The sequence below is a fragment of the Mammaliicoccus sp. N-M50 genome, from assembly GCF_022386995.1.
In the GTDB taxonomy this organism is placed as follows: domain Bacteria; phylum Bacillota; class Bacilli; order Staphylococcales; family Staphylococcaceae; genus Mammaliicoccus; species Mammaliicoccus sciuri_A.
Window position 1 is genome coordinate 27,560 of record NZ_JAJNJA010000009.1, and the last position, 26,083, is coordinate 53,642.

26 protein-coding genes are annotated in these 26,083 nt (G+C 32.0%); 8 read left to right on the top strand and 18 right to left on the bottom strand.

Annotated features, from left to right (window positions below; translation table 11 throughout):
- Positions 1–10 precede the first annotated feature (10 nt).
- Together LQ622_RS12725 and LQ622_RS12730 are read right to left on the bottom strand one after the other, a co-directional pair.
- Entirely contained in the window at positions 11–1,609 is a 1,599-nt protein-coding gene (locus tag LQ622_RS12725) for an L-lactate permease (protein ID WP_126477900.1), read from the bottom strand.
- A gap of 292 nt (positions 1,610–1,901) precedes the next feature.
- On the bottom strand, positions 1,902–3,623 hold the full coding sequence (locus tag LQ622_RS12730) for an ABC transporter ATP-binding protein (protein ID WP_126477899.1): 1,722 nt from the start codon (positions 3,621–3,623) through the stop codon (positions 1,902–1,904).
- 184 nt (positions 3,624–3,807) lie between these two features.
- Here LQ622_RS12730 and pbp4 point away from each other — a divergent pair, with 184 nt between their 5' ends.
- Both pbp4 and LQ622_RS12740 read left to right on the top strand, forming a co-directional pair.
- Positions 3,808–5,175 (top strand): penicillin-binding protein PBP4, encoded by a 1,368-nt coding sequence (gene pbp4, locus LQ622_RS12735; protein WP_204188294.1) that lies wholly within the window; start codon positions 3,808–3,810, stop codon positions 5,173–5,175.
- 88 nt (positions 5,176–5,263) lie between these two features.
- Positions 5,264–6,013: a M50 family metallopeptidase gene (locus tag LQ622_RS12740; RefSeq protein WP_051575454.1), complete on the top strand. Its 750-nt coding sequence runs from the start codon at positions 5,264–5,266 to the stop codon at positions 6,011–6,013.
- A gap of 407 nt (positions 6,014–6,420) precedes the next feature.
- Here the strand turns inward: LQ622_RS12740 and LQ622_RS12745 are convergent, their stop codons facing one another.
- Positions 6,421–7,071 (bottom strand): metal-dependent transcriptional regulator, encoded by a 651-nt coding sequence (locus tag LQ622_RS12745; protein ID WP_025905995.1) that lies wholly within the window; start codon positions 7,069–7,071, stop codon positions 6,421–6,423.
- 144 nt (positions 7,072–7,215) lie between these two features.
- On the opposite strand from LQ622_RS12745, the gene LQ622_RS12750 reads away from it, so the two are divergent.
- From LQ622_RS12750 to mntC, 3 genes are read left to right on the top strand one after another with little or no spacing between them, the layout of a single operon-like run.
- Positions 7,216–7,929, top strand: a complete 714-nt coding sequence (locus LQ622_RS12750) for a metal ABC transporter ATP-binding protein (protein WP_025905997.1) — start codon at positions 7,216–7,218, stop codon at positions 7,927–7,929.
- Positions 7,926–8,750, top strand: a complete 825-nt coding sequence (locus LQ622_RS12755; protein ID WP_159316346.1) for a metal ABC transporter permease — start codon at positions 7,926–7,928, stop codon at positions 8,748–8,750. The genes LQ622_RS12750 and LQ622_RS12755 overlap by 4 nt, the downstream gene beginning before the upstream one ends.
- Before the next feature lie 10 nt (positions 8,751–8,760).
- Entirely contained in the window at positions 8,761–9,678 is a 918-nt protein-coding gene (gene mntC, locus LQ622_RS12760) for a manganese ABC transporter substrate-binding lipoprotein MntC (protein WP_159316347.1), read from the top strand.
- 275 nt (positions 9,679–9,953) lie between these two features.
- On the opposite strand, the gene LQ622_RS12765 is transcribed toward mntC, so the two are convergent.
- Genes LQ622_RS12765 through LQ622_RS12800 form a run of 8 tightly spaced genes read right to left on the bottom strand, consistent with a single transcriptional unit; the run spans position 9,954 to position 16,413 of the window.
- Positions 9,954–10,445, bottom strand: a complete 492-nt coding sequence (locus LQ622_RS12765; protein ID WP_025906003.1) for a Na+/H+ antiporter subunit G — start codon at positions 10,443–10,445, stop codon at positions 9,954–9,956.
- Entirely contained in the window at positions 10,423–10,716 is a 294-nt protein-coding gene (locus LQ622_RS12770; RefSeq protein WP_049320936.1) for a monovalent cation/H+ antiporter complex subunit F, read from the bottom strand. Before LQ622_RS12770 ends, LQ622_RS12765 begins: the two co-directional genes overlap by 23 nt.
- The gene (locus LQ622_RS12775) at positions 10,716–11,198 is read right to left on the bottom strand and encodes a Na+/H+ antiporter subunit E (RefSeq protein ID WP_025906008.1); all 483 of its coding nucleotides are present in this window, start codon (positions 11,196–11,198) and stop codon (positions 10,716–10,718) included. Before LQ622_RS12775 ends, LQ622_RS12770 begins: the two co-directional genes overlap by 1 nt.
- A 2-nt stretch (positions 11,199–11,200) precedes the next feature.
- Complete coding sequence (locus LQ622_RS12780) at positions 11,201–12,697, bottom strand: Na+/H+ antiporter subunit D (RefSeq protein WP_159316348.1); 1,497 nt, start codon at positions 12,695–12,697, stop codon at positions 11,201–11,203.
- Positions 12,690–13,037, bottom strand: coding sequence for a Na(+)/H(+) antiporter subunit C (locus tag LQ622_RS12785; protein WP_025906012.1), 348 nt, complete (start codon positions 13,035–13,037; stop codon positions 12,690–12,692). The genes LQ622_RS12780 and LQ622_RS12785 overlap by 8 nt, the downstream gene beginning before the upstream one ends.
- Entirely contained in the window at positions 13,034–13,459 is a 426-nt protein-coding gene (locus LQ622_RS12790; RefSeq protein ID WP_025906014.1) for a monovalent cation/H+ antiporter subunit B, read from the bottom strand. Before LQ622_RS12790 ends, LQ622_RS12785 begins: the two co-directional genes overlap by 4 nt.
- Complete coding sequence (locus LQ622_RS12795) at positions 13,446–15,845, bottom strand: DUF4040 family protein (RefSeq protein ID WP_126477894.1); 2,400 nt, start codon at positions 15,843–15,845, stop codon at positions 13,446–13,448. The genes LQ622_RS12790 and LQ622_RS12795 overlap by 14 nt, the downstream gene beginning before the upstream one ends.
- A 16-nt stretch (positions 15,846–15,861) precedes the next feature.
- Positions 15,862–16,413 carry a tyrosine-type recombinase/integrase gene (locus tag LQ622_RS12800; RefSeq protein WP_048540039.1) on the bottom strand — a complete coding sequence of 184 codons (552 nt, stop codon included), beginning with the start codon at positions 16,411–16,413 and terminating at the stop codon, positions 15,862–15,864.
- Positions 16,414–16,549: 136 nt separating this feature from the next.
- Here LQ622_RS12800 and LQ622_RS12805 point away from each other — a divergent pair, with 136 nt between their 5' ends.
- Complete coding sequence (locus LQ622_RS12805) at positions 16,550–16,759, top strand: DUF1659 domain-containing protein (RefSeq protein ID WP_025906021.1); 210 nt, start codon at positions 16,550–16,552, stop codon at positions 16,757–16,759.
- Between the two features lie 32 nt (positions 16,760–16,791).
- A complete protein-coding gene (locus LQ622_RS12810) occupies positions 16,792–17,007 on the top strand; it encodes a DUF2922 domain-containing protein (RefSeq protein WP_037589835.1) in 216 nt (71 codons plus the stop codon).
- 55 nt (positions 17,008–17,062) lie between these two features.
- Here LQ622_RS12810 and LQ622_RS12815 read toward each other — a convergent pair whose 3' ends face one another.
- Positions 17,063–17,392: a MarR family transcriptional regulator gene (locus LQ622_RS12815; RefSeq protein ID WP_025906024.1), complete on the bottom strand. Its 330-nt coding sequence runs from the start codon at positions 17,390–17,392 to the stop codon at positions 17,063–17,065.
- 263 nt (positions 17,393–17,655) lie between these two features.
- Here LQ622_RS12815 and LQ622_RS12820 point away from each other — a divergent pair, with 263 nt between their 5' ends.
- The gene (locus LQ622_RS12820; protein WP_239775336.1) at positions 17,656–19,836 is read left to right on the top strand and encodes an AraC family transcriptional regulator; all 2,181 of its coding nucleotides are present in this window, start codon (positions 17,656–17,658) and stop codon (positions 19,834–19,836) included.
- Positions 19,837–19,913: 77 nt separating this feature from the next.
- Here the strand turns inward: LQ622_RS12820 and LQ622_RS12825 are convergent, their stop codons facing one another.
- From LQ622_RS12825 to LQ622_RS12850, 6 genes are all read right to left on the bottom strand, one after another.
- The gene (locus LQ622_RS12825; protein WP_037589837.1) at positions 19,914–20,876 is read right to left on the bottom strand and encodes an LCP family protein; all 963 of its coding nucleotides are present in this window, start codon (positions 20,874–20,876) and stop codon (positions 19,914–19,916) included.
- A gap of 247 nt (positions 20,877–21,123) precedes the next feature.
- Positions 21,124–21,420 carry a hypothetical protein gene (locus LQ622_RS12830; protein ID WP_159316352.1) on the bottom strand — a complete coding sequence of 99 codons (297 nt, stop codon included), beginning with the start codon at positions 21,418–21,420 and terminating at the stop codon, positions 21,124–21,126.
- Between the two features lie 282 nt (positions 21,421–21,702).
- Entirely contained in the window at positions 21,703–22,554 is an 852-nt protein-coding gene (locus LQ622_RS12835; protein ID WP_196308101.1) for a MurR/RpiR family transcriptional regulator, read from the bottom strand.
- Positions 22,555–22,559: 5 nt separating this feature from the next.
- On the bottom strand, positions 22,560–23,996 hold the full coding sequence (locus LQ622_RS12840; protein WP_196308100.1) for a PTS transporter subunit EIIC: 1,437 nt from the start codon (positions 23,994–23,996) through the stop codon (positions 22,560–22,562).
- A 19-nt stretch (positions 23,997–24,015) separates the two neighbouring features.
- Positions 24,016–24,900 carry an N-acetylmuramic acid 6-phosphate etherase gene (gene murQ, locus LQ622_RS12845; RefSeq protein WP_037589842.1) on the bottom strand — a complete coding sequence of 295 codons (885 nt, stop codon included), beginning with the start codon at positions 24,898–24,900 and terminating at the stop codon, positions 24,016–24,018.
- Positions 24,901–25,950 carry a MupG family TIM beta-alpha barrel fold protein gene (locus LQ622_RS12850; protein ID WP_239775339.1) on the bottom strand — a complete coding sequence of 350 codons (1,050 nt, stop codon included), beginning with the start codon at positions 25,948–25,950 and terminating at the stop codon, positions 24,901–24,903. It lies immediately after the preceding gene.
- Positions 25,951–26,083: the final 133 nt, after the last annotated feature.

Genomic DNA, 26,083 nt, shown 5'->3' on the forward strand with positions numbered 1-26,083 from the left:
CAATTTATATTTATAAAATTATTGTTAAAATAAATGTCCATACACAGATGAATATTAAGAATCCGACACTATATTTCAAAGTCATTTTGAGCAATTCAGACTCTTTACCAACTTCTCTAACAGCAGCTGTTGCAATCGCGATAGATTGTGGTGAGATTAATTTAGCTGCTACACCACCTGCTGTATTTGCTGCAACTAACAATGGTCCGCTTGTACCAATTTGACTTGCTACTGACGCTTGAATTGGTGCAAATAATGTGTTGTTATTAACGACTGAACCAGTCATGAATACACCTATCCAACCTAATACTGGAGATAGTATTGGGAAGATGTTACCAGCTTTTGCAATACCTTGACCCATTGCAGCTGTTAGTCCGCCATAAGTTGTGATTTTAGCAATAGCTAAAATAAAACAGATTGTCAAAATTGGTAACCACAATTCTTTAATTGTTACGCCTAGTAAATTGAATGCGTCACTAAATTTAAAGTGTTTCGAAATTAATATTGTAATCACAACTGAGATTAATATTGCTGTACCAGTTGCGCTAAAGATGTCGATTTTTAATGTGATCAGTTTATTAGTAATTTCATTAAATGTTCCCGGAATACTTATATTCCATACTAATGAAGAAAGTAAACCACCTTCAGCAAATAAAGCTTTGAAAAACGGTGCACTCCATATCATGACGAAAATCGTTAAAATATAGAATGGACTCCATGCATACATAATGGATTTAACAGAATGTTTCTTTGTTTCCAATACTTCTTGATCTGAAATTCTGAAAATATTTTTTGGTTGATAATATTTTGAGAAAATTGCTAATGCAACCATAGATAATAATGGTGGAATAATATCAGCCAATTCTGGACCTTGGAAATACGTAATCAATATTTGTAAGCCAGTGTATGTTGTACTTACAACAAGAATCATCGGTAAAATTTCTTTCACACCTTTAAACCCATCCAATATCATGACTAGTAAAAATGGAATAAAGAAGTTCAGGATTGGAAGTGTAAGTGTTGAAATCTGTGATACTTCAAGCGCTGAAATATTACCGTGAAGACCTAAACTATCTATAATGCCAACTGGAATACCTATCGCACCAAAAGCGCCCGCTGCTCCGTTAGCAATTAAGCAAAGCATTGCTGCCTGTAAAGGTTTAAAACCAATTTGAATTAACAATACACTACATATTGCGATAGGAACACCAAACCCAGCAGCACCTTCTAAAAATGCATTAAAACTAAAACCTATTAATAATAATTGGATACGTTGGTCTTGAGAAATACCTGAAATACTATCTTGAATGATACTAAATTGTCCTGTACCAATTGAAACTTTGTATAACCATACTGCCATTACGACGATATAGCCTATTGGAAGAATACCTTGAAAGAACCCTTCTGTTATAGCACCAGTCGCTACAGTATGTGGTAATTCGAAGATAAATGATGCAATGACTAAAGTTACAATAAGTGTTGTAATAGATGCATAAATACCTTTCATTTTAAAAACTGTTAAACATAATAGAAATAATATAATCGGTATACTAGCAACAACTGCTGATAGTGTAACGTTGTCTAATGGATTTATATTATTTAGTAGCACAATGAACAACTTCTTTCTTAATTTTATTTTTTCAAGATGCGCATCTTTAACGTTTGTGATGTTTTTCACAATGTAAATATAGCATCTCAATCCCCTGAGGTCAATAGGTTTGACACATATTTTGTGAAAAAATTCACGAATTATTTTTGACTCGTTTTTTGATTTTTATTGAATCCTTTGCCCCATCTAAATGGTTGCGTTTTCATTATTTCTCATATTTTTTAAATTTTTTTATAATAAAAAACAAGATCCTGAAATATTTTTCTAGGATCTTGTTCAATTCACTTCTATATTATTCTGTTAAACTTTGTGTATTTACAAAATGTCTATACTTATCATGAGATGCTAATAATTCTTGATGGGTACCTACGCCTGTGATTTCACCCTTATCTAAAAATACAATTTGATTCGCTTTTTTAATCGTAGCAAGTCTATGAGCAATCACAATAGTTGTACGATCTTTCATTAATTCATTCAACGCTTGTTGAATGTAGAATTCACTTTCACTATCTAAATTAGCTGTCGCTTCATCTAGTAGTAGAATATCTGGATTCTTAATGAAACTTCGCGCGATATCTATACGTTGTCTTTGCCCACCAGATAATTTGGTGCCTCTCTCACCGATTTCTGTATCAAAGCCTTGTGGAAATGCCATTATAAAATCATAACAACGTGCCATCTTCGTATAATGTATGAGTGTTTCTTCATCTACTTCTGAATAGACACCATATGTTAAATTATCGCGTATTGTCCCGGACATCATCGCATTAGATTGCATAACATATCCAATTTTCTGTCGCCAATATTTTAAAGATATATCATCTATTGGTTGGTTTCCATATAATATTTGGCCATGATCGATTGGATAAAGTCTTTCTATTAAACTAAACAATGTACTTTTTCCTGAACCTGAAGGACCTACAAATGCTGTCACTTCTCCAGAACGAATGGATAAAGATAAATCTTTAATGACCGGATTATCTTCGTATCCAAATGAAACATTGTCAAATGTGATATCTTGATGATTCGTAATCGGTTGATTATGATCATCACCTCTTTTTTCCGCTTCTTCTTGATAAATCTCATAGATACGTTCACTTGCGCCGACAGCTTTCTTATAATCCGTTAAAAACATAGAAAAATTCAAAATTGGCGCTGATAATTGCACAACATAGAATATCATTGCGACTAATGTCCCTGCAGTAATCGCACCACTCGAAACTCTAATACCACCAAATCCAAGTATGACAGCTACGGTTAACGTCATAATAACGCCTGAAAGTGGAGATATGATTGCTCTAATTTTCGCTTCCTTTAATCCTAGATCATATATACCTAGTAAAGTACCTTTTGTTTTTTCTAGTTCTTTTTCTTCTGACGTTGTCACTTTTACTAATTTCATTTCTGTCAGTACTCTTCCTAATATACCGCTGAACCTAGAAATCTCAGTTTGTGTGTCTTTTGAGATTTTACCCATTTTTCGTCCTAATGGTACCATTATCCCGATAAATATAGGTAAGATCAGAAATGTCATGAGTGTCATTTGCCAATCTAAAATAAATAACATCACAATCGAACCAATAAGTGTTAACAATGATGGTAATACACTTGGTGCTTTTTCAGAGATAAATAAGTTAATCACATTTGTATCATCTGTAATTCTACTCATCAATTGACCACTTTCGTTTTTGTCAAAGAAACTCATTTTCAAATTGATTAAATGCTTCCATAACTTTTCTCTAATTGAATAAATTGTTTTTTCACCAATCTTGCTTAGTAAATATGTCCCGATACCGCTCAAGACTGCATTTACCAAAAATACGCCTATAAATAGCCAAACCATTCTTAAATCCAAATTTTCTGCATTAAATGTATCTACTAATTTCCCAGTAAATAATGGTACAAGCAAACCACTAAGACTACCTAAAATAGAAAGTGTCATAGCCGTAAACACTAATTTTTTAGGCCAGTCTACCTTTTTTAATAAATAAAGCAGAGGATTTTGTTTTGTCATTTTAATAACCTCTTTACTAAAATTAATGATATAGTATATTTTACAGCATTGAGATTATACATACCAAATTTAAAATATGTTCACAAAAAATTAACGTTCATTTGTTATCTTATTGTAGGGTAGTTAATTAATATATGTTAGAATGATATAGTTAATTTTAAAAATAAATGAAGAGGTCTTATTCATGAAAAAAAGTCTATTATTATTTTTTGCATTACTTTTATTAAGCATACCAGTAACTCAAAGTGCTTATGCAGCGGATAATCCGAAATCACCAACACAAGTAGCCAATGAAGATGGATACTCACTCGGTGAAATCTATGAACCTGAAGGCGCTATTAACTATAGTTCTGATACTGGTCAAATTTTGTATGAATATAAAATAGATGCTAAATGGTATCCAGCTAGTATGTCTAAATTAATGACATTATATTTAACTGAGAAAGCAATCAATAGTGGCAAACTTGATAAAAATGCTAAAGTTAAAATGACAAACGAAGAATATCGTTTATCTACATTACCAGAATTAAGTAATACAAAATTGTATCCAGGAGATGTTTATACAATTTCTGAACTCATGCAAATTACCGTTTCTAACTCTTCTAATGCAGGTGCGATGATTTTAGGAAGAGAAACGATGAAAGCTGAGAACTTAGCTTCTGCTAAAAAGATAGATAAAAAAGATAAAGACTCTAATAAAAATACAGCATCAAAACAACAAAAAAAGGATTTAGATTCTGACTTTGTTGACTACATGAATGAGACAGCTAAGAAATTAGGCATGGAACATACGAAGTTCTACAATGCTAATGGTGCTTCTAATAATTTATTACTAGAATATAAAGCTAAACGTTACCAATCAGATGAAGATAACTATACAACAGCTAGAGATTTTGCCATTTTAACGCAACATCTTGTAAAACAGTATCCTGACATTTTAGAATACACTAAAAAAGTTGCCCCTACTGTTCACTACGTTACATATTATACGTATAATCATTCACTTGAAGGTGCAGATATGTCACTTAAAGGTACTGATGGTCTAAAAACGGGTTCTAGTGACACTGCCGACTATAACCACAGTCTTTCTACTAAAAGAGATGGATTAAGAATTAACCAAGTTCTTTTAGGTGCAGGAGATTACAACAGTGTTGGTGGAGAGAAAGAACGTAATATGATGGGTAATAGCTTGATGGAAAAATCATTCAAAGAATATGAATGGAAAAAAGTATTATCTAAAGGTACTCAAAAAATTAATGGCAAAAAATACTACGTTACAGAAGACTTATATGATGTCGTACGTAAAGGCGAAGATTATAAAGTCGTACTTAAAGATGGACGTGCAAGCATTGATTATAACCGTTCTTATATCAATGATAGTTATGGTCCACCATCTGTAAAAGTAGAAACACCAAGTAAACATAAATTTAACGAAACAAAGAAAAAAGTAACAAGTACGGATAATAGACCTATTATTATGACAGCGTCAATCTTACTTATTGCTGGAATCATTCTTTTATTAACTTGGTTAATTAAGCGTAAGAAAAAATAATAACGGATATTAAGTCTTAAGTCCGACAACAAAAACGTCACTTTAGTGTAGAATAGTCTTAAACTATTCAATACGAGGTGACGTTTTTTTGATTCAATTTTTACCGAATTTCCTATCAGAACCAATAAATTTATCCTTAACAATGATAACGATCATCGCGCTTATATATGTATTTGTTCATCATAGAAGACAACAGCCCATTTTAAGTTTAATTGATATCATTTTAGGTTATTTTCCAATACTCATCCATGAGATGGGTCATGTTATAGCAAATAAACTATCAGGTGGTAAACCTAAAGACCTCGTAGTTGTTTGGCGTCGTAAAGAGCGCATGGAAACCGGTAGACAAGGTTATGCCGTTACTGGTTCCAAATCACGTTTAAATCAATTTATAACGACTTTATTCGGTTATATCATGCCGCCGATAATGTTGATTTTAGGTGTATGGCTAAAACATCACACATTCGGACCAATTTTCTTAATCATTCTTCTGATCATGTTTTTATTCTATGTCATATTAACATCTAGGAAATTTATCCCAAGTATCATTCTCGTCATTATTGCAGTAGCTTTATATGAAGTACTATCTGCACCAAATATACATGACTTTGGACAAATCATTACGTATATTTATCACATTAGTTTAGGAACATTATTAGGTGAAGTCGCACAATCAAGTATTACAATATTCCTATTAACATTCTCACGTTCAAGACAAGAATGGGATGGTAGTCAGTTAAGACAACTCACTAAAATTCCAACTATTTTCTTTAGTGTTATATGGATAGCGATTAATGTATATGCGGTTATGTATACATTCAATATTTTATGGCCATAGATATTGGAACTTTAAATATGGAGTCTTCGCGTAGTATAATTCGACTTTATACTTTAGCGCACGATATCTTGAAGTCTTCGTGCGTTACACCCTGATTTTGTACCTTATCGCACGATATCTCATAGTCTTCGTGCGTTACACCCTGATTTTTTACCTTAGCGCACGATATCTCGTAGTCTTCGTGCGTTACACCCTGATTTTGTACCTTAGCGCACGATATCTTATAGTCTTCGTGCGTTACACCCTGATTTTTTACCTTAGCGCACGATATCTCGTAGTCTTCGTGCGTTACACCCTGATTTTGTACCTTAGCGCACGATATCTCGTAGTCTTCGTGCGTTATTTTAATCCATTAACAAAAAACCAGCAGAAATTCATTCGCTTGAATTTCTGCTGGTTTTTATTTATTAAGCTGTTTTTATACCAAACAAATATGATGCATTTGTTTCACTTATCATAATTGTTTTATCTTTTAGTTTAAGTTCTATGAGCTGGTTTAAGCTATCTTTATTGCTAATTGTTACTACATCGCCAATATGCAATTCTTGATTACTTAAATAATCTAAGAGATTCACGTAATCCATTACACGTTTAATTTCAACGTCATCTCCAATTTCAAACTCATTTAATGATGTGTTATAAATTTCCTCTATTTGATTCTCTCTTGGAATAATACCACCATGCGGACAAGTTGTTGGGTAACCCATTAACTTATCTATCTTATCTATAAAACGGTCAGATACACGATGTTCTAATATTTCTGCCTCTTCGTGAACTTCATCCCAAGTATATTCAAGTTCTTCTATTAAGAATCGCTCTATGAGTCTATGTCTTTTAATAATATTAGTTGTATGATCTAACCCCTTCTGAGTTAATTTCACACCTTTATAAGGACGAATATCTACGTAGTCATCCTTTTTCAAACGTAACATCATTTCACTAACTGATGAAGGTTTAATATTTAAATCTTGCGCTAAATTCTTATTGGATACGTAATCTGTTGTGCCATTTAATCCAAAAATCGCTTTTAAGTAGTCTTCTTGTTCTTCAGTCAACATCTACTCTGACCTCACTTTTATTATCATATATTTATTGTACCACGATTTATTTTTACAGGCTATCTCTTGACTTTAGATAATTTTCTAATATAATCGAATTATAGTTTAGGTTAGCCTAAAATTATTTTTAGAAAAGGTGATAACATGTTGCAGGTAAAAAATTTGAATCTATATTTAGGTCAACAGCACATATTGCATGATATTAATTTAACCATTGAATCTACAGGTGAATTAATTGGCATTATGGGACCGAATGGTGCAGGAAAATCTTCATTTATTAAATCGATTTTGGGTGAATTTAAGGCATCAGGAGAAGTTTATTGGCATGATAAACCGATAAACCAACAGTTGAAACAATTAACGTATATTCCTCAAAGAAATCAATTAGATTTAGATTTCCCTATCACTGTTCAAGATAGTTTATTAACAGGCTATTATGCTACATCAGGTTGGTTTAGGCCATTAAAAAAAGAAGCGTATCAAAAAAGGGATCAATTAATGTCAGAGTTACAACTAACTGAATTAAAAGACAAGACATTAAATCAATTAAGTGGTGGTCAATTACAACGTGTTCTTTTAGCAAAATCTTTAATGAAAGACAGTGATTTATTATGTCTCGATGAACCATTTGTCGGTATTGATTTTAAAAGTGAAGAAATCATGATAAACATGCTTAGAAGATTAAAGTCAGAAGGAAAACTCATCATTATTGTTCATCATGATATTCAAAAAGCCAAATTATATTTCGATAGAATCATCCTCCTCAATCGAACTATTAAATTTTTTGGCACAGCATCTGAAGCTTTAACAGAACACAATATTAAAGAAGTATTTCTAAAGGAAGGCGTTACACCATGATTAATGAATTTATCTCATCCCTTATACAATATAATTTCTTAAGTCGAGCGCTGATTACTGCTATTGTAGTTGGTGTTGTTTGTGGCATTGTAGGTAGCCTCATTATATTAAGAGGTTTGTCTTTAATGGGTGATGCTATGAGCCACGCTGTACTGCCTGGTGTTGCTATAAGTTACGTATTGAACATCCCGATGTTTATAGGTGCGCTTGTTACCGGTATGTTAACGAGCTTTCTGATTGGTTACATTGCCCAACACTCAAAAACTAAAAATGACGCAGCTATCGGTATTATCTTTACTGCATTCTTTTCCCTTGGAATTATTATCATAAGTCAAATTAACTCCTCTACTGATTTATATCATATTTTATTTGGGAACATATTAGCAGTAACTTCAAGTGCATTTTATACAACGAGTATAGTTAGTCTAATCGTTATCGCTTGTGTCATATTATTTTACAAACCCTTGCATTTATCAACGTTTGACCCTATTGCAGCTAGAATGAGCGGTTTAAATGTAAAAGTCATTCATTATTTTGTCATGATGCTATTAGCACTCGTTACAGTTGCTAGTTTACAAACAGTGGGCATTATACTTGTCGTTGCACTTCTTATTACACCGAGTTCAGCCGCATTTTTAATTACAAAATCATTAAAATCAATGATGATTGTCGCAAGTGTTATCAGTGCAATATGTGCGGCCTGTGGCATGTATATTAGTTACCTTTATAACTTACCAAGTGGCGCGTGTATCGTATTAGTCTGCTGCTTAGTGTACATGATTACATTCACCATACATAAAATGAAATTAAAATTTGCTTAGGAGGTTAAACATGAAGAAATTATTTATGCCATTACTCGCTATCATTGTTTTACTATGTGCTTGTAATGCAACATCATCTAATGAAGACAAACATTTAAAAATAGTAACAACAAATTCAATATTAGCGGACATGACTAAAGAAGTAACAAAGTCTGATGCAAAAGTTACAAGCATCGTCCCTATCGGACAAGACCCTCACGAATATGAAATTAAACCTAAAGACGTCAAAGCATTAACAGATGCAGATGTTATTATATATAATGGTTTTAACCTTGAAAGTGGAAATGGTTGGTTTGAAAAAGCATTAGAACAAGCAGGTAAAAAAGTCTCAGACAAAAATGTTATTCAAGCAACTGAAGACGTTACACCTATCTATTTAAAAGGTGGAGAAGGCGATAAAAATAAAATCGATCCACACGCTTGGTTAAGTATTGAAAATGGTATAAAATACGTCAATACAATTGAAAAGCACTTAAGTGATATTGATAAAGATCACAGCAAACAATTTAAAGATAATGCTGAAAAATACACGAATAAATTAGATAAACTACATCATAAAATGATGACAGCATTCAATGATATTCCTGAAGATAAACGTGCTTTTATAACAAGTGAAGGTGCATTTAAATACTTTGCGAAAAGCTATCATATAACACCAGGATATATTTGGGAGATTAATACAGAAAAACAAGGTACACCAGATCAAATGAAGCAAGCCATTAAATTTGTGAAAGACCATGACCTAAAATCATTAGTCGTCGAAACAAGTGTTGATAAGAAAAGTATGCAAACATTAGCAGAAGAAACAAACCTCAACATTAAAGATGAAGTATTTACAGATTCAATTGGTAAAAAAGATTCTAAAGGTAACTCATATTACAATATGATGGAACACAATGCAGAAGCTATTCATAATAGTATGAAATAATGAAAAAAGAGGCCGAGATGATGAAATCTCGGCCTCTTTTTTGTGTATTTAACTTCCATTTTTCTGAATTGTGGTAATTAGAACGCTGTAACTATCATTATTCCGAATTCTGGTAATTAGAACGCTGTAACTATCATTATTTCGAATTCTGTCCCTAACAGCACCTCTTACGGACATTTCTCGGAATTCTGTCCCTAACGACACCTCTTAGAGACATTTCTCGGAATTCTGTCCCTAACGACATCCCATAACATACACTTCTCAAATAAATTCTATTATTTTAATGTTGGATCATCTTTTTTCATGACTTGTTTATATTTACTAAATGTTTCTTTATCATTTTTAGAAAATGCTTCGTTCATCATTTGTCTTTTTTCGGCTCTTCTTCTTCTATCTTTCTTTGTTTCTTTACGATCATATCTAAAGTTTAACGAAGTACCTTTTTTAGTAAATTCTTTCATATACATATATGACCCTGAATTATAAGCTGCTCTAATAATCATATGTCCTGCTACTGGAGATGTTAAATATAAGAACAGTATTGTTAATAATGTTCGGACACTAAAGTATTCTTGTGTCACTAAGAAATATATAAACACACCTGTCAAAGTAAGCAACACAGATAATGTAGAACTTTTAGTAGCGGCATGACTTCGAAGAAATGTATCTCTAAAACGTACAATTCCTATCGCACTGATGAGCGCTGCTATTGAACCTAACAATATTGATAAAGCGGCAATTAAACTAACGATCTCGCTTAGATTCAAAGACACGACCCCCTTCTATGAAACGCGAAATACCTACTGTACTCAAGAAAGAAAGTATTGCGATAATCAAACTCGCTTCTAAATAACTGAATGTATCATAAATAATGCTTAATACCCCTACTACGGAAACTAAAATCGCACCGATTGCATCAAAAGCAATGACTCTATCCGCAGTAGTTGGACCTATGATCGTTCTGAGAAGTACGACAACAATGGAAATACCATATATAACAAGCGCTGTTTTGATAATTGCTAATATGATAAATGACATTATTTAAGCACCTCCCAGATTAGTTTTTCATATTTCTTAATTTGCTTCGTTAAAATTTCTTTTTCTTTATCTGATATATCAATTGCATGTATAAAGAATCTTCTACCATCAGGTGAAAGTCTAAGCACGACGGAACCTGGTGTAAGCATAATAAGCAATGTTAACAATGTAATCGCCCAATCTTGTTTTAATGTTGTTTCATAAGTTACAAGACCTGGATTAACTTTGTTTGTTTTAAATAAAATATAATTGATTGTTGTCATACTTGAAGTCACAAGTTGATAGTTATAAACACATATAAACTTGAAGATTACCCAAACCTTTTTCAAGTAGAAGACATGTCCAAAGAATCTATGCATTAAATAAACAATAACAATACCAATGAGATATCCACCTACAAAGGTTGATAAATGAAATTTATCTTCATCTTGGAATAACGTCCATAAGAAGGCGATTAAAATATTTAATAACAACTGTGCCATTATTACTTCGCCTCCACTTCTACGTTTGGAATAATTTCTTTAATATATGACTGTTCATGTATGTTAAATTGTGCTGCCAATTCTGAAATGTTCAATACATATTGTGATGCTATACCTAATGCGATAGTAGCTACTGTTAATATGATCATCGCATATAATTTATGTTTAGAAAGTGGTACCCTTTCAACTTTAGGAATATCGTTTCTACCAAAGTACATCACTAAGAATATTCTTAGTAAACTGTACATTGCGATAACACTTGTAATCACCATCACGATGACACCTATTGTATAACCATTATCTAAAGCACCTTTAATAATTAATAATTTCCCAGGAAATCCACTAAAGGGTGGTACACCACCGATTGATAATATCGTGATAAAGAATATAATCCCTAGACTCGGATAATATTTAATTAATCCACCAAATTGATCATAATATCTCGTGCCTGATAATAATACGAAAGTACCGATGATTAAGAATAATAATGTTTTAATGATCATATCGTGACTGACATAGAATATTGCCCCTGTAATACCATCGCTATTATTCGCACTTAAACCGAGGACAGCAAATCCTATTGATAAAATAACTTGGTAAGCTGCAATCTTTTTAATATCTTTAAATCCTAATACACCGATACTACCGATGATCATTGTGATGATAGCCATAATATATAATAGGAAATGTGTAACTTCTGGCTTTTCATCGAACATCAACACCATAACTCTTATCAATGCATAGACACCGACTTTAGTCATAAGGCTGGCAAACAATGCTGCTAACTCAGTGTTTAAAGCTGCATATGCTTTCGGCAACCACATAAACATAACTAAGGCTGCTTTACCACCAAAGACGAAAATCATAATAACTGCTACTAAAGTAACGGTCGTTGGTTGATTACTTTCAGTTATGCGCATTGCGATATGTCCAAAGTTCAAAGTACCTAGCGTTCCATATAAATATGCTACACCCATTAAGAAGAACCAAGAACTGACAACGTTAATAACAACATAAATAACACTCGCTCTTAATTGTTCAATAGATTGTCCCAGTGTTAATAATACAAATGATGCTAATAACATAATTTCAAACATAACGTATAAATTGAAGATATCTGCCGTTAAGAAGCTTCCGTTAACACCTGTTAATAAAAATAGTATAAAAGATGGTAAGAAATATCTATTTGCTACTCTTTCTCGTTTACCAAAACCAAAATATATAATAACTGTTACAACAAAACAAGAAACAGACGTAAATAGAAGTGCTAATTCATCTCCGACAAACTGTATACCATATGGCGGTTGCCAATCTCCAAAGTTAATAACAAGTACTTTATTTAAACTAACTTCTATAAGTAGCCATACCGAAATGATTGTTGTAATTGATAAACTCGTTATCGCGATACGTCTTGTTAAAGCTAAACGTTCTTTAAAGAAGAACAATATTAATCCAGTAATTAAAGGTACGAGTAATGGTACTAATATTAAATTATTCATCTACATCTTCATCCTCACCGCGTAACGCCTCTATTCTATTTACTTTCGTCAACTTAAATGTTCTATATATAAGTACGAGTAAAAATGCTGTAACAGCAAAACCAATTACGATAGCTGTTAAGATCAATGCTTGAGGTAAAGGATCGACATAATCTTTTCCTTCTCCATTAATAAGTGGAACATTCTTTCCACCAAACTCGCTCATGGATAAAATCATTAAGTTTGCTACGTGTGTATAAATTGCTGTACCAATAACAATTCGAATTAAGTTTTTAGACAAAATCATATATGTTCCTACAAATGTGAGTACGCCTATTATAATAACTAGTATTAAATTCAACTGTTATCACCACTTATCGCAAGCATGATTGTTACAACTGCCCCTACTACAGTAAGTAGTATGCCGAGCTCAAAAAGTGTAACGCTTGATAAATGAATCTCACCTAACAACGGCCATGTCATATAGCCATCCTCATGTGTTAACATCGGATGTCCAAAGAACATTGGAATAATACCTGTACCAATTGAAATGAGACATCCAATAATCGTAACTGCTCTAAAGTCTAATGGCATTGATTGAACGACTGTTTCCACATCAAAAGCTAAAAACATTAAGATAAAGGCTGAGCTAAAGACGAGTCCACCAATAAACCCACCACCTGGGTTATCGTGACCAGCAAGAAAAATATAAAATCCAAACGTCAATATTATGAATATAGCAATTTTGGATATCGTTTCTAATACAACATCATTTTCTTTCATTTGGCTCATCCTTTCTTATCTTAAATTTAACTAATGTAAATATACCTAATCCTGCAATTAATATAACGATTCCTTCAAGCATTGTATCTAACGCTCTAAAGTCTCCGAGAATACCGTTAACGATATTTTTAACACCTGCTAATTCGTATGCATTATCATAGTAGAATGAAATTTTGTCGAACAGACTATCTTGTTGCATCATAATGACAAAGACCACAACAAATACTGCCATTAATAAAGCAATTGTTAGTTTCACAATTTCACTCATAACGTTTGGTGTATCTTTCTGAACGTTTGGTAAATGATAGAACACTAATAAGAATAATACTGTCGTAATCGTTTCTATCACAAGTTGCGTTAAAGCTAAATCAGGTGCTTTCATAAATATGAATACGACCGCGATCGAATATCCGATGACACCATTTAAAATCGTCATTGTCATTCTCTCACGTATAAACATTAACGCTGTTGCTGTAATCACAATATTAATTAATATAATGATTTCAAATGTTGTCGCTTCAGTAATATGGTAATAAGCAATATCATATATACCAACTTGATAAATACCATATCCCATAATGACAAAGAAGATTACATAAATAATGTGTAAATATTGGTTCAGTTTATTATTCATAATACCTTGAATTGAAAACGTACTGATACGATCTAATGCATCCATACCTTTTGTATATAGCGTATTGATTTCTAAGTTTTTAGAAATCTTACTATAAATAACATCCCATTTTGGCACGAGTATAAGAAGTGTCCCAATAATGTATATACCAAGTGTTAAGAATAATTCTACTGTAAATCCGTGCCATGCTTTAATATGTGGTAAATGAGCCATAATCTCGCTATCGTGGAATATATCTCTTAATGCTGGACCAATTAAATATTCTCCTAATACATTCGGTACAAAGAAAATGATTGGAACAAACAATACGATAATCATTGGTGAGATTAATAATCCGCCACCATCATGACGTGGTACTTTCGGTAATTGTTCTTTTTTAAGCTTACCGAAAAATGGTTCTTTAATGAGTTTAATACAATATACAAATGTAAATATACTGCCGACAAACCCAGCTAATATCATCACGGTAGACATCGTTTGATTAAAGATTTCTGTATGACCTGTTTCTACTAAACTCGTAAAGAACTTTTCTTTACTTAAGAAACCATTAAATAACGGAATACCTGCCATAGATAGTGCACTGATTGTCATGACAACTGCTGTTATTGGCATGATTGTTCTTAATCCACCAAGCTTTTTAACATCTCTTGTTCCTGTTTCATGGTCGATAATACCGACACCCATAAATAGAACACTTTTGAAAATCGCATGGTTAATTAAATGGAATAATGCTGCAAATAAACTCGCTAAAAAGATTTCATTATCAGCTTTAAAATTACTATTTAATGCTAATAGCCCTAAACCGATCATCGTCATAATCATACCGAGCTGACTGATTGTTGAATAGGCAAGCATTGCTTTTAAATCTTTCTTGTTAACTGCAAAGAATGAACCGACTAATAACGTCACTAAACCGATAGTAACAACTGTATAAACGACCCATGTACTTTGACCGATAATTGGTGTAAATCTTAATAATAAATATAATCCTGCTTTAACCATTGTTGCTGAATGTAAATAAGCACTGACAGGCGTTGGTGCTTCCATTGCATCTGGCAACCAAATATGAAATGGAAATTGTGCAGATTTCGTGAATGCTCCGAGTAAGATTAAAATGACTGCAAGTACAAACCATGGTGATTCATAAATTTTATCAATCATACCGACTTGTTCAGTAATTGTATTCGTACCCGTAATGCTGTATAGCAAAATCAATCCTACTAACATTGCCATACCGCCAAACACTGTAATTAAAAATGATTTCAAAGCACCGTCTTGACTCTTTCTACGTTGATACCAATATGAAATGAGCAAGAATGAAGAAATACTTGTTAACTCCCAAAATGTATATAACAATATCGTATTATTTGAAAGTACGACACCTAACATTGCTAACATAAACATTAACAAATACGTATAAAATCTTGGAAGATTCTCTTTTTCATGGGAAAGATAATAAATGGCATATAAGAAGACACCTGCACCAATTAATGAAATAAGTAGTGCAAAAATTAAAGATAGACCATCTAAACGTAAATCTAAATTAACATCGACAAGTGGAATCCACTCTTGGAAATAAGTAATACTTTGGCCAGCATATATCGTCTTAATTTGACTTAAGAAATATATGGAACTTAGAACTGGCGCAATTAAACTTAGCCATCCAGCAAATCGGCTAAACTTTGTATTCATCGTCATGAGCACGATAGACATCACAACGATAATCATTAAAAACAGCCATATTAAAGCCATACATTAACCCCTTTCTCTATATATTAAGTTCAATTGTCGTTTCTTTTTTTATAGTTGTGACATCAATAAATTTTAATGTTTCTATTAAAGACTGATGTCCAAGGTATTTTTGAATAATCGAAACTGATACCCCTGATTTGAAGGCATGATATGCAAAAGTCTTCCTTAATGAGTACAACCCGATATTCTTCAACCCTACTTCTTCAGCTGCAACATGTATAATTCGATAAGCTTGTTGTCTTGATAATTGTTTTTTTGTTTTGATGGACATAAAAACAAAGTCATCTCTTTTTAATCCTTCTTCATAAATAAAAGTAGATAAACTCGATCTCAAATGTAACGGTATCACAACTTTAATTAAATCTTGTTCATCATTGATCCAATCTTGCTTTATATCATTGTCCTCATCAAATAAATCTTGGACTGTTAAATTAAGTAACTGGTTTACTTTCATACCCGTATGAATAGCTAAGCTAAACAATAAATAGTCTCGTTCACTATGTGATTTCAATACTTCATACATCGCTCTAATGTCATCTTTATTCTTAATTGGAGATACTTGTTGCATAAATTTGGTCCATCCTTCCTAATTAAGGTACATATTAATAATAATATATATTTGAGTAACATGAAAGTAATTTATACATTTTTTTGTCGTTTTTACATACTTATTTCGATATATAAAGTGAAAGGAGGTTTTAATTATGGAAACAGTTAAAGACATCAACATCATTTTATTGCATCAGTATTTAGATGAAGCTTCTAAAGTAAAAACTGTTCAACGTAAATTTAACGCAATTAATTTAAACGTTACACCAGAACAAGTTAAAACTTTTAAAGGCATTATCGAAACATTAAGTGACGAGAAATTTAAAGATGCGTATATCGTCAAAACAATACAGATAGAAAATTAATGCTATCTAAAAAATATTTAGGAGGTGAAAATATGAAAAGAGTATTGGAGTTAACATTCAAAACATCATTAGATAAGACATTTACATTACAAATTCAAAATCCAAAAGCAAACTTAACAAGCGACATCGTTGAAGATGCGATGAATAAAATTATGAAGCTTAACTTATTTAACTTAAACAAAGGTGAGCTCGTATCAATCCATTCTGCACAATATATCGAGCGCAGCACACGTCAATTGATTAAATAAGTATTCTAGAATAGCAGAAAAGGCAAGGACATAAATTTTGTCCTTGCCTTTTTTCTTATATATCTTTAACGAGTGTTTCGTATTTTTCTTTATGTTCTGCATCCATAAAGTAGTAAACTTTTCTTTCGTCGAGATTACTTCTATATTTATCGATTAAACCTTTTCTATATAATTTTGCTAAGTTTGTACCAATATTAGAAGGTCTTGTTTTTAATTCTAAAAGCTTTCCACTTAGAATTTCTTTGATTGTAATTTCTTTTGCAGTGTATATTTCTTCTAAAATAATGAAGTCAACGAGTGATAATTTCTTTTCATTTTTTAAAGTTGTTACTTTATTTTCATAGTCGATCATTTGTTGAATAGTTTTGTTGAATGTTTCTATCAAGTAAAGCCCTCCCAATTTAATTTTTCCCGATTTTTAATAGTTCACAACACACAAATTTCATTAATTATTATTTTAACGCGTTTTAAATTCATATTTTGATTAAATCGATTAACATATTTGATTTATTATAAAGTATCTTCTCCATTTTATTAAATTAGGTAACATTTACATACGATTTTTGATATCATATTGTTAAATAAATAAATATAATGACAGATTTTGATGTTTTATTCCATAATTTGTCTTTATTGAGAGGTGATTATTTGTACAACTATAAGATTTCACTACATAAAGAAAGTATCATTAATCCGAAATTACTCGGATATGGCGCTTTATGTTTCGTTTTAGAAGGTCATACAGAACTTACTTTAAATCATACGACTTATGAGTATAATGTTGGTGATTTATTTTATCTTCAAGATAACGATAATTATTTACCTATTATTAATAATGGGTTGGTCGCTATACTTCATATTAGTTATGCCATGATGGAAAATTTAAGTGGAGAAGAGGCATTTGTCTTTAGAATCCCCCGTACTTCGAAGACTAATGAATTAGATAGATATAAACATGAAATTAAAGATTTATATATTAGGGCTATTCTCGCAAACTTAACAAACGTTAAAATTAGATGTAGTAATTATGTTGTTGAGATTTATAAAATTATGTTTGAACGCTTTCAAGTGGATACTAAAAATTATGGTCATATTGAAATAGAACTCAGCAGCCTTATTTATAAAGTAAAACAATATATTGATCAAAATTATCACGAAAGATTATCACTTAATAGTGTCGCGAGTCATTTTTATATTTCTCCTGAACATTTATCTAGAGAATTCTCTAAACAAATGGGGACAACATTCATTCAATATTTAAAAGAAACAAGACTTTTTCAAGCGACATATGCATTACTGTTCACGCAGTTTAAAACCGAGCAAATTGCAAACAGTCATGGTTTTTCTAGTTATCATAACTTTAATAGACAATTTAAAGAGCAGTTTCATGTAACGCCTAATCAATACCGACTACAATATAGACGTCATAAAAAAGATAAAGAAAATGCAGTGATTTCTAACGAAGAAAAAGCTTCATTGATTTCTAAATTACAAAAATTGATGCATAATAAATCGTTTGTTCATGAATATAAAAGAATGGCCTTTAGTGATGTACCTTTTAAGACCCTCTCAGCAAACCATAAGACATATTTACATGTCGGTGATGTTCATGATTTCTATACACCTTTTCTTGGGGAAATTTTAGAAAATGTAGAGAAAATGACGGATATGCCAATCATTGTTATTCACTGTTCTATGAAGACTTTCTTTGATACAGAACAACAAAATCATTATAAACAAAATTTAGCATTTTGTTTAAGTATGTTTTCAGATACGAGAATCATACCAGCCATAAAAATATATGATATTGATTATGACGACGACAACTTTAAAAACAACTGGCATGAATTAATAGATGCCATTTACAATTATTTTTATAACAAGAATGGAGAAATATTCTTTGATGTAGATTTTAGCGATATTCATCATGTTAAAAAGCAAATTAGAGAAACAAAGATAAAGTTACCTGATATACAAATTGGAATAAATGCGCCAAATCCATTTATGCATATATATGAAGAATTAGAGATTGATTTCTCGCAATATGAAGACATTGATGCTTTTGCATTAAGTTATAACTTTAACGACTTGTATAACTTAGATGAAATAAACAATTATGATATCGCAGACATTACAAACCAACATACGAAACAACTCATTCAAAATATGGCTTATTTAAAATCAAAAAATAAACATGTTGTCCCAATGGAATGGAATATATTAAACGGTGATACGTATACTAGTAAAAGCTTTTATTTTAATGCGGCCATTATGTTAAAGCATTTAATGAGTATTACGAATTACATATCTGGTATAGGATTTTGGTTAATGGAAGAAGCTTCTGCTAAATATTCAGCTATCGAACAACCATTATCTTTGTATTTAAAATATCACTGTAAAAGTCCGACGAATTATTTATTATCTATTCTGAGTCATTTTAACGGTCATGAATTTTATGAAGGGCCAAACTATATTAAATTTGAAATTCACAATAAAATATTCTATTTATTATTTAACTATGAACTGTATCATCCCCATGATATCAACTATCAAAATAATATCGGGATTATCTTATCTTATCGAGACATTCCATTTGATAAATTCAGAGTCACGAAAATTACTTTCGACCAAGACAACGGAAATATCTTTAAAGCGATTAGAAAATTAGATCATACTCATGGTAATTTGGATTTCTTAAATACAGTATTATTAGATAGATATTGTTCACCCGATATAGAAATGGCAGATTATAATACAAATAAAATTGATGAAACTTATTTCTTAAAGACGAACGCTGTTCAATTATTGATCGTACAGAATAGAGGATAGAGAAACACATATTCAAACAAACTTAATAAAAATCCATAAAAAATCTTGGGCATCGTTTGATGTCCAAGATTTTATATTTAATCTAATTCTAAATTAGTACGATAGTTATCTACGACTTCTTTCTTGCTTGAATCGCTAGGTACGAAATAATACAATCCATCATCTAGAATTGTATCTTGGCCTTCTAATTGATTTCTATCAACATTATCTAATGCGTCACTATATTTAGATCTTAAACTATTGATTTGTGAAATTTTTAAATCTGTTTGAACATTATCACCTAATGTATCAAAGATTTGGTTGATTTTCGGTAATGAACCGATACTTACTAATTCATTTGCTAATGCTTGAATAACAAGTTGTTGTCTTTCTTGTCTACCAAAGTCTCCACCAGCACCATCTTCTTTTCTACTTCTAATAAATGCTAAAGCTTCGTCTCCATCAAGCTTGTACTTTTGACCTTTAACATATGAATTACCTTTAACGGTAAATGTTGCATTACTTTTAACGGTTACGCCACCTGCTTGGTCAACTAATTCTTTAACACCATCCATATTAATCGTCGCATAATGGTCAATTGGTACATTCATTAATTTCTCTAAAGAATTAATGGCCATCTTCGGTCCACCGTATGCATATGCATGGTTAATTTTCTCGACAGAATCTCTACCTACGATTTGAGCTCTCGTATCTCTAGGTACACTTACCATAACAGTCTTTTTCTTATCAGGATTGATAGATAATAATAAGATTGAGTCTGATCTTTCTCCTCCACCGGCTGCTGCTCTTGTTGAATCTGAATCTATTCCGAATAATGCGATAGATATCGGATCACCATTTGTATCTACTGCTTTCTTTCGTAATTCTGATTTATCTCTGTCTAATGGATTATGTATTGAATTACCTAATGCGAAGAATTTATAGACAAAAAATGCGATCACTAATAAAAATACGAGTAATAAAATAATGACGATTGTCGTTACTATTTTGAATGCTGTTGACTTCTTTTTCTTTGCAGAACGCTCATATTGGTTTGCCACGTGTTCTCAGTCCATTCTATTTTTTTCTTTATTATACATTTATTTATCTCATATTTCCATATTGAACCTGATTCTGTACACAATTTAAATTTTATTTTAATAATTTTAAAATTTATACAAAGATTTCCTACTTATTTCTGGAAAATCTATACATTATATGATAGAGTATTCTTGTAAATCTACAACGTTACTTGTTTTTTAATTTTAATGACATATTAAACGGGAAAGAGGATGAGATTCGGCGATCTCATCCTCTCTTTTTACGTCTTTTTCTATTTGTTTTTGATTTAATAACTTTTGTTTCTATATTAAACGCATCTGGATATCTAATTCTTACAACTTCACCATAAAATAACCTTTGTTCTCCGTATCTTGTACATAAAGATAACTCTGGATAAACTTCTTCTACTTTTGCAATATAATTATATGACTTATCCCTTTTCAATACATCAATATAATAACCAGGTTTAATACCCTTATTTGTTCCTGCATTAATAATAAATGACGTATCATCTAATATTCTTATAATTTCCACTTGTTTCATAACTTCACGCTAACTTTCTTTAATTCTTAATATATGAAATGTGATGATAAGTGCTTAGAGGACTGTTATGTTCGTTTCATAGAGTTGAAGAATATTTATATAATTTGTCTTATGCCATTTCTTTTTCTTTAGGATATTTAAACTTTTTTGAAATTATTAATATCATTACATTACATATTTTGGCAATAGGTTTATTAGTTAAATTGTACTATTTTTTTATTATTTTTTCAATATAATACTTAATAGAAAGAGCATGGACAAATGTCCATGCTCTTAACCATACTATTCAAGATACAATTCCACTGCATCTCTTGTTTTACTCATCGTTACAACGTGTTCATCATAATTTCTTGATAAATAACTATAGAAAAGAATATCTATTGTCATAAGTTGAGAGATAAGAGAACTTGTCGCTGCTAATCTTAAACTTTTTTCTGAACTTGCATCATGAATTAAATATATATCAGATTTTTTTGCTAATGTAGACTGTTCTGACTGTGTTAAACCAACTATTTTTACGCCATATTTTCGAGCTACTTTGGCTAAAGATACCGTCTCATGATTCTCTCCTGAATTAGATATACCGATGAGCACACAACTATCACTATGTGAAGCAATGGCTGTAGCTAAAAAGTGTGTATCTAAAGAATGAATCACTTGTTTACCTATTCTAGTGAACTTCTGATACAAATCTTGAGCAACCAAACTTGAAGCACCGACACCAAATACGATAATCGTATCTGTATCGTATAATTGATCAACGACCCGCTCAATATGTTTACTCGAAATATTCTTTTCGGTCATTTCAAGTGTATGAGAAGCTCTTGTGATGAGCTTCTTACTAATTGAGTCGACTGTTTCATCTTGTTTAATTTCTTGATAAATACTTTGTTCATGTTGCGGTAAATATCTAGAAATTGCTAATTTCAAGTCTGTGAACCCTTTAAATTCAAGTTTATGGGTACATCTAATGACAGAAGCCGCACTTGTATTCGTTAATTTGCCTAGTTCTTTAGCGCTCAAGTTAATTGTTTTTTCTGGATGTTCAATAAAATATTCTGCAATACGTTTTTCATGTTTTGTTAAACGTGGCATTTGTTCTTTTATAAATATGAGTAAATGTTGATGTTCCATATAATTTAATCCTCTTCTAATTCTTGTGGTGCCGTCATTTCTTTATTTGTTCCAAATAAATATGTGGCAATGAATCCGCCAAGATATGCCGCTAGCAATCCTGCGATATATCCTAAATACATATTATCAGAAATAAGTGGAATAAGTGAAACGCCACTTGGTCCAATTGCTGACGCACCGATATGACCAATGCCCCCGATAACTGCACCACCAACACCGCCACCGATACATGCTGTGATAAATGGTCTACCTAAAGGAAGAGTTACACCGTAAATCAACGGTTCTCCAATGCCTAAAATACCAACTGGTAATGCACCTTTAAGTAAGTTGATAATCTTTTTATTTTTTCTACATTTAAACCATAATGCAAATGCTGCACCTACTTGACCTGCGCCAGCCATAGCTAGAATTGGTAAGAGGTAAGTTGCACCAGATTGATTAATCATTTCAATATGAATTGGTGTTAATACTTGATGTAAGCCAAACATGACAAGTGGTAAGAACGTTGCACCTAGTACAAATCCACTAAATGCACCACCGATATTTAGAACCCAATCTATTACGCCTAATAAGCCATTTGAAATAAAGCCAGCAATTGGCATGATTAAGAATATTGTTCCTAGCCCCATAATAAATAGTGTAATCGTTGGCGTAACAATGATATCTACCGCACTCGGAACGACTTTGTGTAATCTTTTTTCAATTAAAGATAAAATCCAAACTGCAATGATAACACCAATGACACCACCTTGACCGGCAGCTAATGGTTCTCCATTAAAAATATTTTTAAGTGGACTTTCTGGATCCATACCCGTTAGCATGGTTGTACCACCAATAACACCTCCTAAACCTGGTGTTGCGCCAAATTCTTTTGCCGCATTAATACCCACATAAATCACGAGATATGCGAAAATACCATTTTTAATGATATCGAATATTAATACGAACTGTTCCCATGTCGCACCATCTATCGTACCTGCTGTTAACATATTAGATAGTACTGCAGAAATACCACCAATTAAACCTGCACCAACAAAGGCTGGAATTAATGGTACAAATATATTAGCAATAGATCTTAATACTTTTTTAAATGGTGTTTGATTCTTCTTATTAATACTTTGCTTAAATAAATCCGCTTCTTTTTCAACTTGTTCTTTATTAGATGCTTTATGCTTTATATCTTCACCTAAAGGAACCCCTATAATTGAACTCATTTCATTAGCTACTTTATTAACAGTACCTGGTCCAATCACAACTTGAAGCATGTCATCTTCTACTACACCCATTACGCCCTTGATATTCTTTAAACCTTCGACATCGACCTTACTGTAATCAACGATATTCATTCTGACACGCGTCATACAATGTATCACTTTGTCTAAATTATCTCTTCCCCCGACTTCTTTGAGAATATTTTGTGCAATCTCTCTTTCTTTTGTCATAGCCTACACACCCCTTAATTTACGTATTTCTCACAAACCCTTTAGCTTGTTTAAGTCTTTCTAATGCTTCCTCTTTAGAAATTCCATGCATCCCCATTACTATTGCTACTTTCACTTGCTCATCACTTTGTTTGAATAATTTCTCACTATCTTCATCCGTTGTTTGTAATACTTCTTGAATCATGTTTACGGCTCTTTGCTTTAGTTTTTTATTAGTTGGTTTAACATCAATCATTAAATTCTCGTATACTTTTCCTATACCAACCATTGCCCCTGTTGATATCATATTAAGAATTAATTTTTGAGCAGTACCTGCTTTCAATCTCGTTGAACCTGTCAATACTTCAGGGCCGACATCTACTTGGACCGGATAATCTGCATGTTTACCAACTTCAGATGCTTTATTGCATGTCACACAGCCAGTAGGTACATTTATACTTTGTGCGTATCTTAAACCACCTATTACATATGGTGTTCTACCACTAGCAGCTATCCCGATAACCGTATCATGTTCATTAATATTTAAATCTCTTAAATCTTGTTCGCCTAGACTTTCATCATCTTCTGCACCCTCAACAGCTACAGTCATCGCACTTGGACCACCAGCAATAAGTCCAACGACAACATCAGGTGTTACACCAAATGTTGGTACACATTCAGCTGCGTCTAATACACCTAATCGACCACTTGTACCTGCGCCCATATAAATCAATCTTCCACCATTGTTTAATCCTTTAATAACTTGCCTAATTAATTGAGCAATTGCATGATTTTCTTCTTTAATAAACTGAGCCACTTTTTGATCTTCGTTATTCATAACATCAACAAATTGCTCAGGTGTTAATGTGTCTAACTTAGACGAGTGCTCATTTCTTGATTCTGTCGTTAAACGACTAATATCCATTTATTCTTCCCCCTTAACAAACTGAAAAGCTGTACCTGCATCAATTAAATCTATGCATGGTATATCATGTTGGCATATATGTCCAATAACATTAACAGCTTCATGACGTTTTAAATCTTTATTGACGATTTGTAATTCATTCATATAGCGACCATACTTTTTATTATCTAAAGTGATCGCACCCCTTGTTCTTGCAACCGTGTTCTCAGGCAATATTTCAGATTGAAACATTTGCCGTCCTTCTTCCGCTCTAATCACATCTCTAGCTTTGTCTTTTCTATTATGAAAAATTCTCCCAATATAACTTTCTAAATGCTTTGTTTCAGATTGCACTTGAAGTGACACGATTCCTTTATGAAAGAAGTTGTTGAATTGATCGATCGTTGTTGTATCGATACCTGTATCCCCTATACAAATATCACCTACTCCTAAAGCTGCTAATTCATGAGCAGCAACTAATGGGTGGCAATATCTATGATCTTCTAATGTAGGTAAGCCTTCATATACCGGACCTCTATATACCGTACCTGGTACAAAAGCCATAATTGAAATATCCGGGAATGATGTCTTTAATTTTGTATTTTGCTTTATAAAGTAAGCTTTATCTAGTCCAGTTTCAGGACGAGGATAATAATTATGCGCAACCATAATACGAGACATATCAATATCTTGATCTTTAAGTTCATCCAATAAACTTATCGCATCCGTACTCGCATTACAGACAATTTTAACTTCACTTAATAAAGAAATAATATCCGGAATCGCTAGCGAAATATCCAACCTTATATAATCAATACCTAAACCTTTTAATACTTCCGGTTGCTTATAAGAAAGCCCAAGATTTTGAAAAGCATGCGGACTCGCATCAGCTATAATTTCAGCTTTATCACCAATAAGTAGCTTCAATTCCTTTAACCTATCAAAATACAATTCCGAATCCTCTTCAGGAATTTGAAGAGAAGTAAACACATACTTGAAACCATGATTGAGCATCGTCTCAATATATAATTCATCAAACGCTTCACCTAAATATACCGAAAAACCTAACATATCAACACACCCTTATTGGAATCGTTTACATTATCTCATTTTTGAAACAATATTTCAATGGTTAAAAGTTTTTACGAATATTTGTGAAATGGCGTTACAGAATGTGGGGGATTGTAGGTAAATAATGTATTTA

Bases quoted from the DNA above. Each gene is read 5' to 3' on its own strand.
- LQ622_RS12745 (WP_025905995.1), bottom strand. From the start codon at position 7,071: ATGTTGACTGAAGAACAAGAAGACTACTTAAAAGCGATTTTTGGATTA.
- pbp4 (WP_204188294.1), top strand. From the start codon at position 3,808: ATGAAAAAAAGTCTATTATTATTTTTTGCATTACTTTTATTAAGCATA.
- LQ622_RS12850 (WP_239775339.1), bottom strand. From the start codon at position 25,950: ATGTTAGGTTTTTCGGTATATTTAGGTGAAGCGTTTGATGAATTATAT.
- LQ622_RS12775 (WP_025906008.1), bottom strand. From the start codon at position 11,198: ATGGCACAGTTGTTATTAAATATTTTAATCGCCTTCTTATGGACGTTA.
- LQ622_RS12730 (WP_126477899.1), bottom strand. From the start codon at position 3,623: ATGACAAAACAAAATCCTCTGCTTTATTTATTAAAAAAGGTAGACTGG.
- LQ622_RS12810 (WP_037589835.1), top strand. From the start codon at position 16,792: ATGAAAAGAGTATTGGAGTTAACATTCAAAACATCATTAGATAAGACA.
- LQ622_RS12780 (WP_159316348.1), bottom strand. From the start codon at position 12,697: ATGAATAATTTAATATTAGTACCATTACTCGTACCTTTAATTACTGGA.
- murQ (WP_037589842.1), bottom strand. From the start codon at position 24,900: ATGGATATTAGTCGTTTAACGACAGAATCAAGAAATGAGCACTCGTCT.
- LQ622_RS12830 (WP_159316352.1), bottom strand. From the start codon at position 21,420: ATGAAACAAGTGGAAATTATAAGAATATTAGATGATACGTCATTTATT.
- LQ622_RS12840 (WP_196308100.1), bottom strand. From the start codon at position 23,996: ATGACAAAAGAAAGAGAGATTGCACAAAATATTCTCAAAGAAGTCGGG.
- LQ622_RS12755 (WP_159316346.1), top strand. From the start codon at position 7,926: ATGATTAATGAATTTATCTCATCCCTTATACAATATAATTTCTTAAGT.
- LQ622_RS12790 (WP_025906014.1), bottom strand. From the start codon at position 13,459: ATGAAAGAAAATGATGTTGTATTAGAAACGATATCCAAAATTGCTATA.
- LQ622_RS12835 (WP_196308101.1), bottom strand. From the start codon at position 22,554: ATGGAACATCAACATTTACTCATATTTATAAAAGAACAAATGCCACGT.
- LQ622_RS12805 (WP_025906021.1), top strand. From the start codon at position 16,550: ATGGAAACAGTTAAAGACATCAACATCATTTTATTGCATCAGTATTTA.
- LQ622_RS12800 (WP_048540039.1), bottom strand. From the start codon at position 16,413: ATGCAACAAGTATCTCCAATTAAGAATAAAGATGACATTAGAGCGATG.
- LQ622_RS12770 (WP_049320936.1), bottom strand. From the start codon at position 10,716: ATGTCATTTATCATATTAGCAATTATCAAAACAGCGCTTGTTATATAT.
- mntC (WP_159316347.1), top strand. From the start codon at position 8,761: ATGAAGAAATTATTTATGCCATTACTCGCTATCATTGTTTTACTATGT.
- LQ622_RS12795 (WP_126477894.1), bottom strand. From the start codon at position 15,845: ATGGCTTTAATATGGCTGTTTTTAATGATTATCGTTGTGATGTCTATC.
- LQ622_RS12750 (WP_025905997.1), top strand. From the start codon at position 7,216: ATGTTGCAGGTAAAAAATTTGAATCTATATTTAGGTCAACAGCACATA.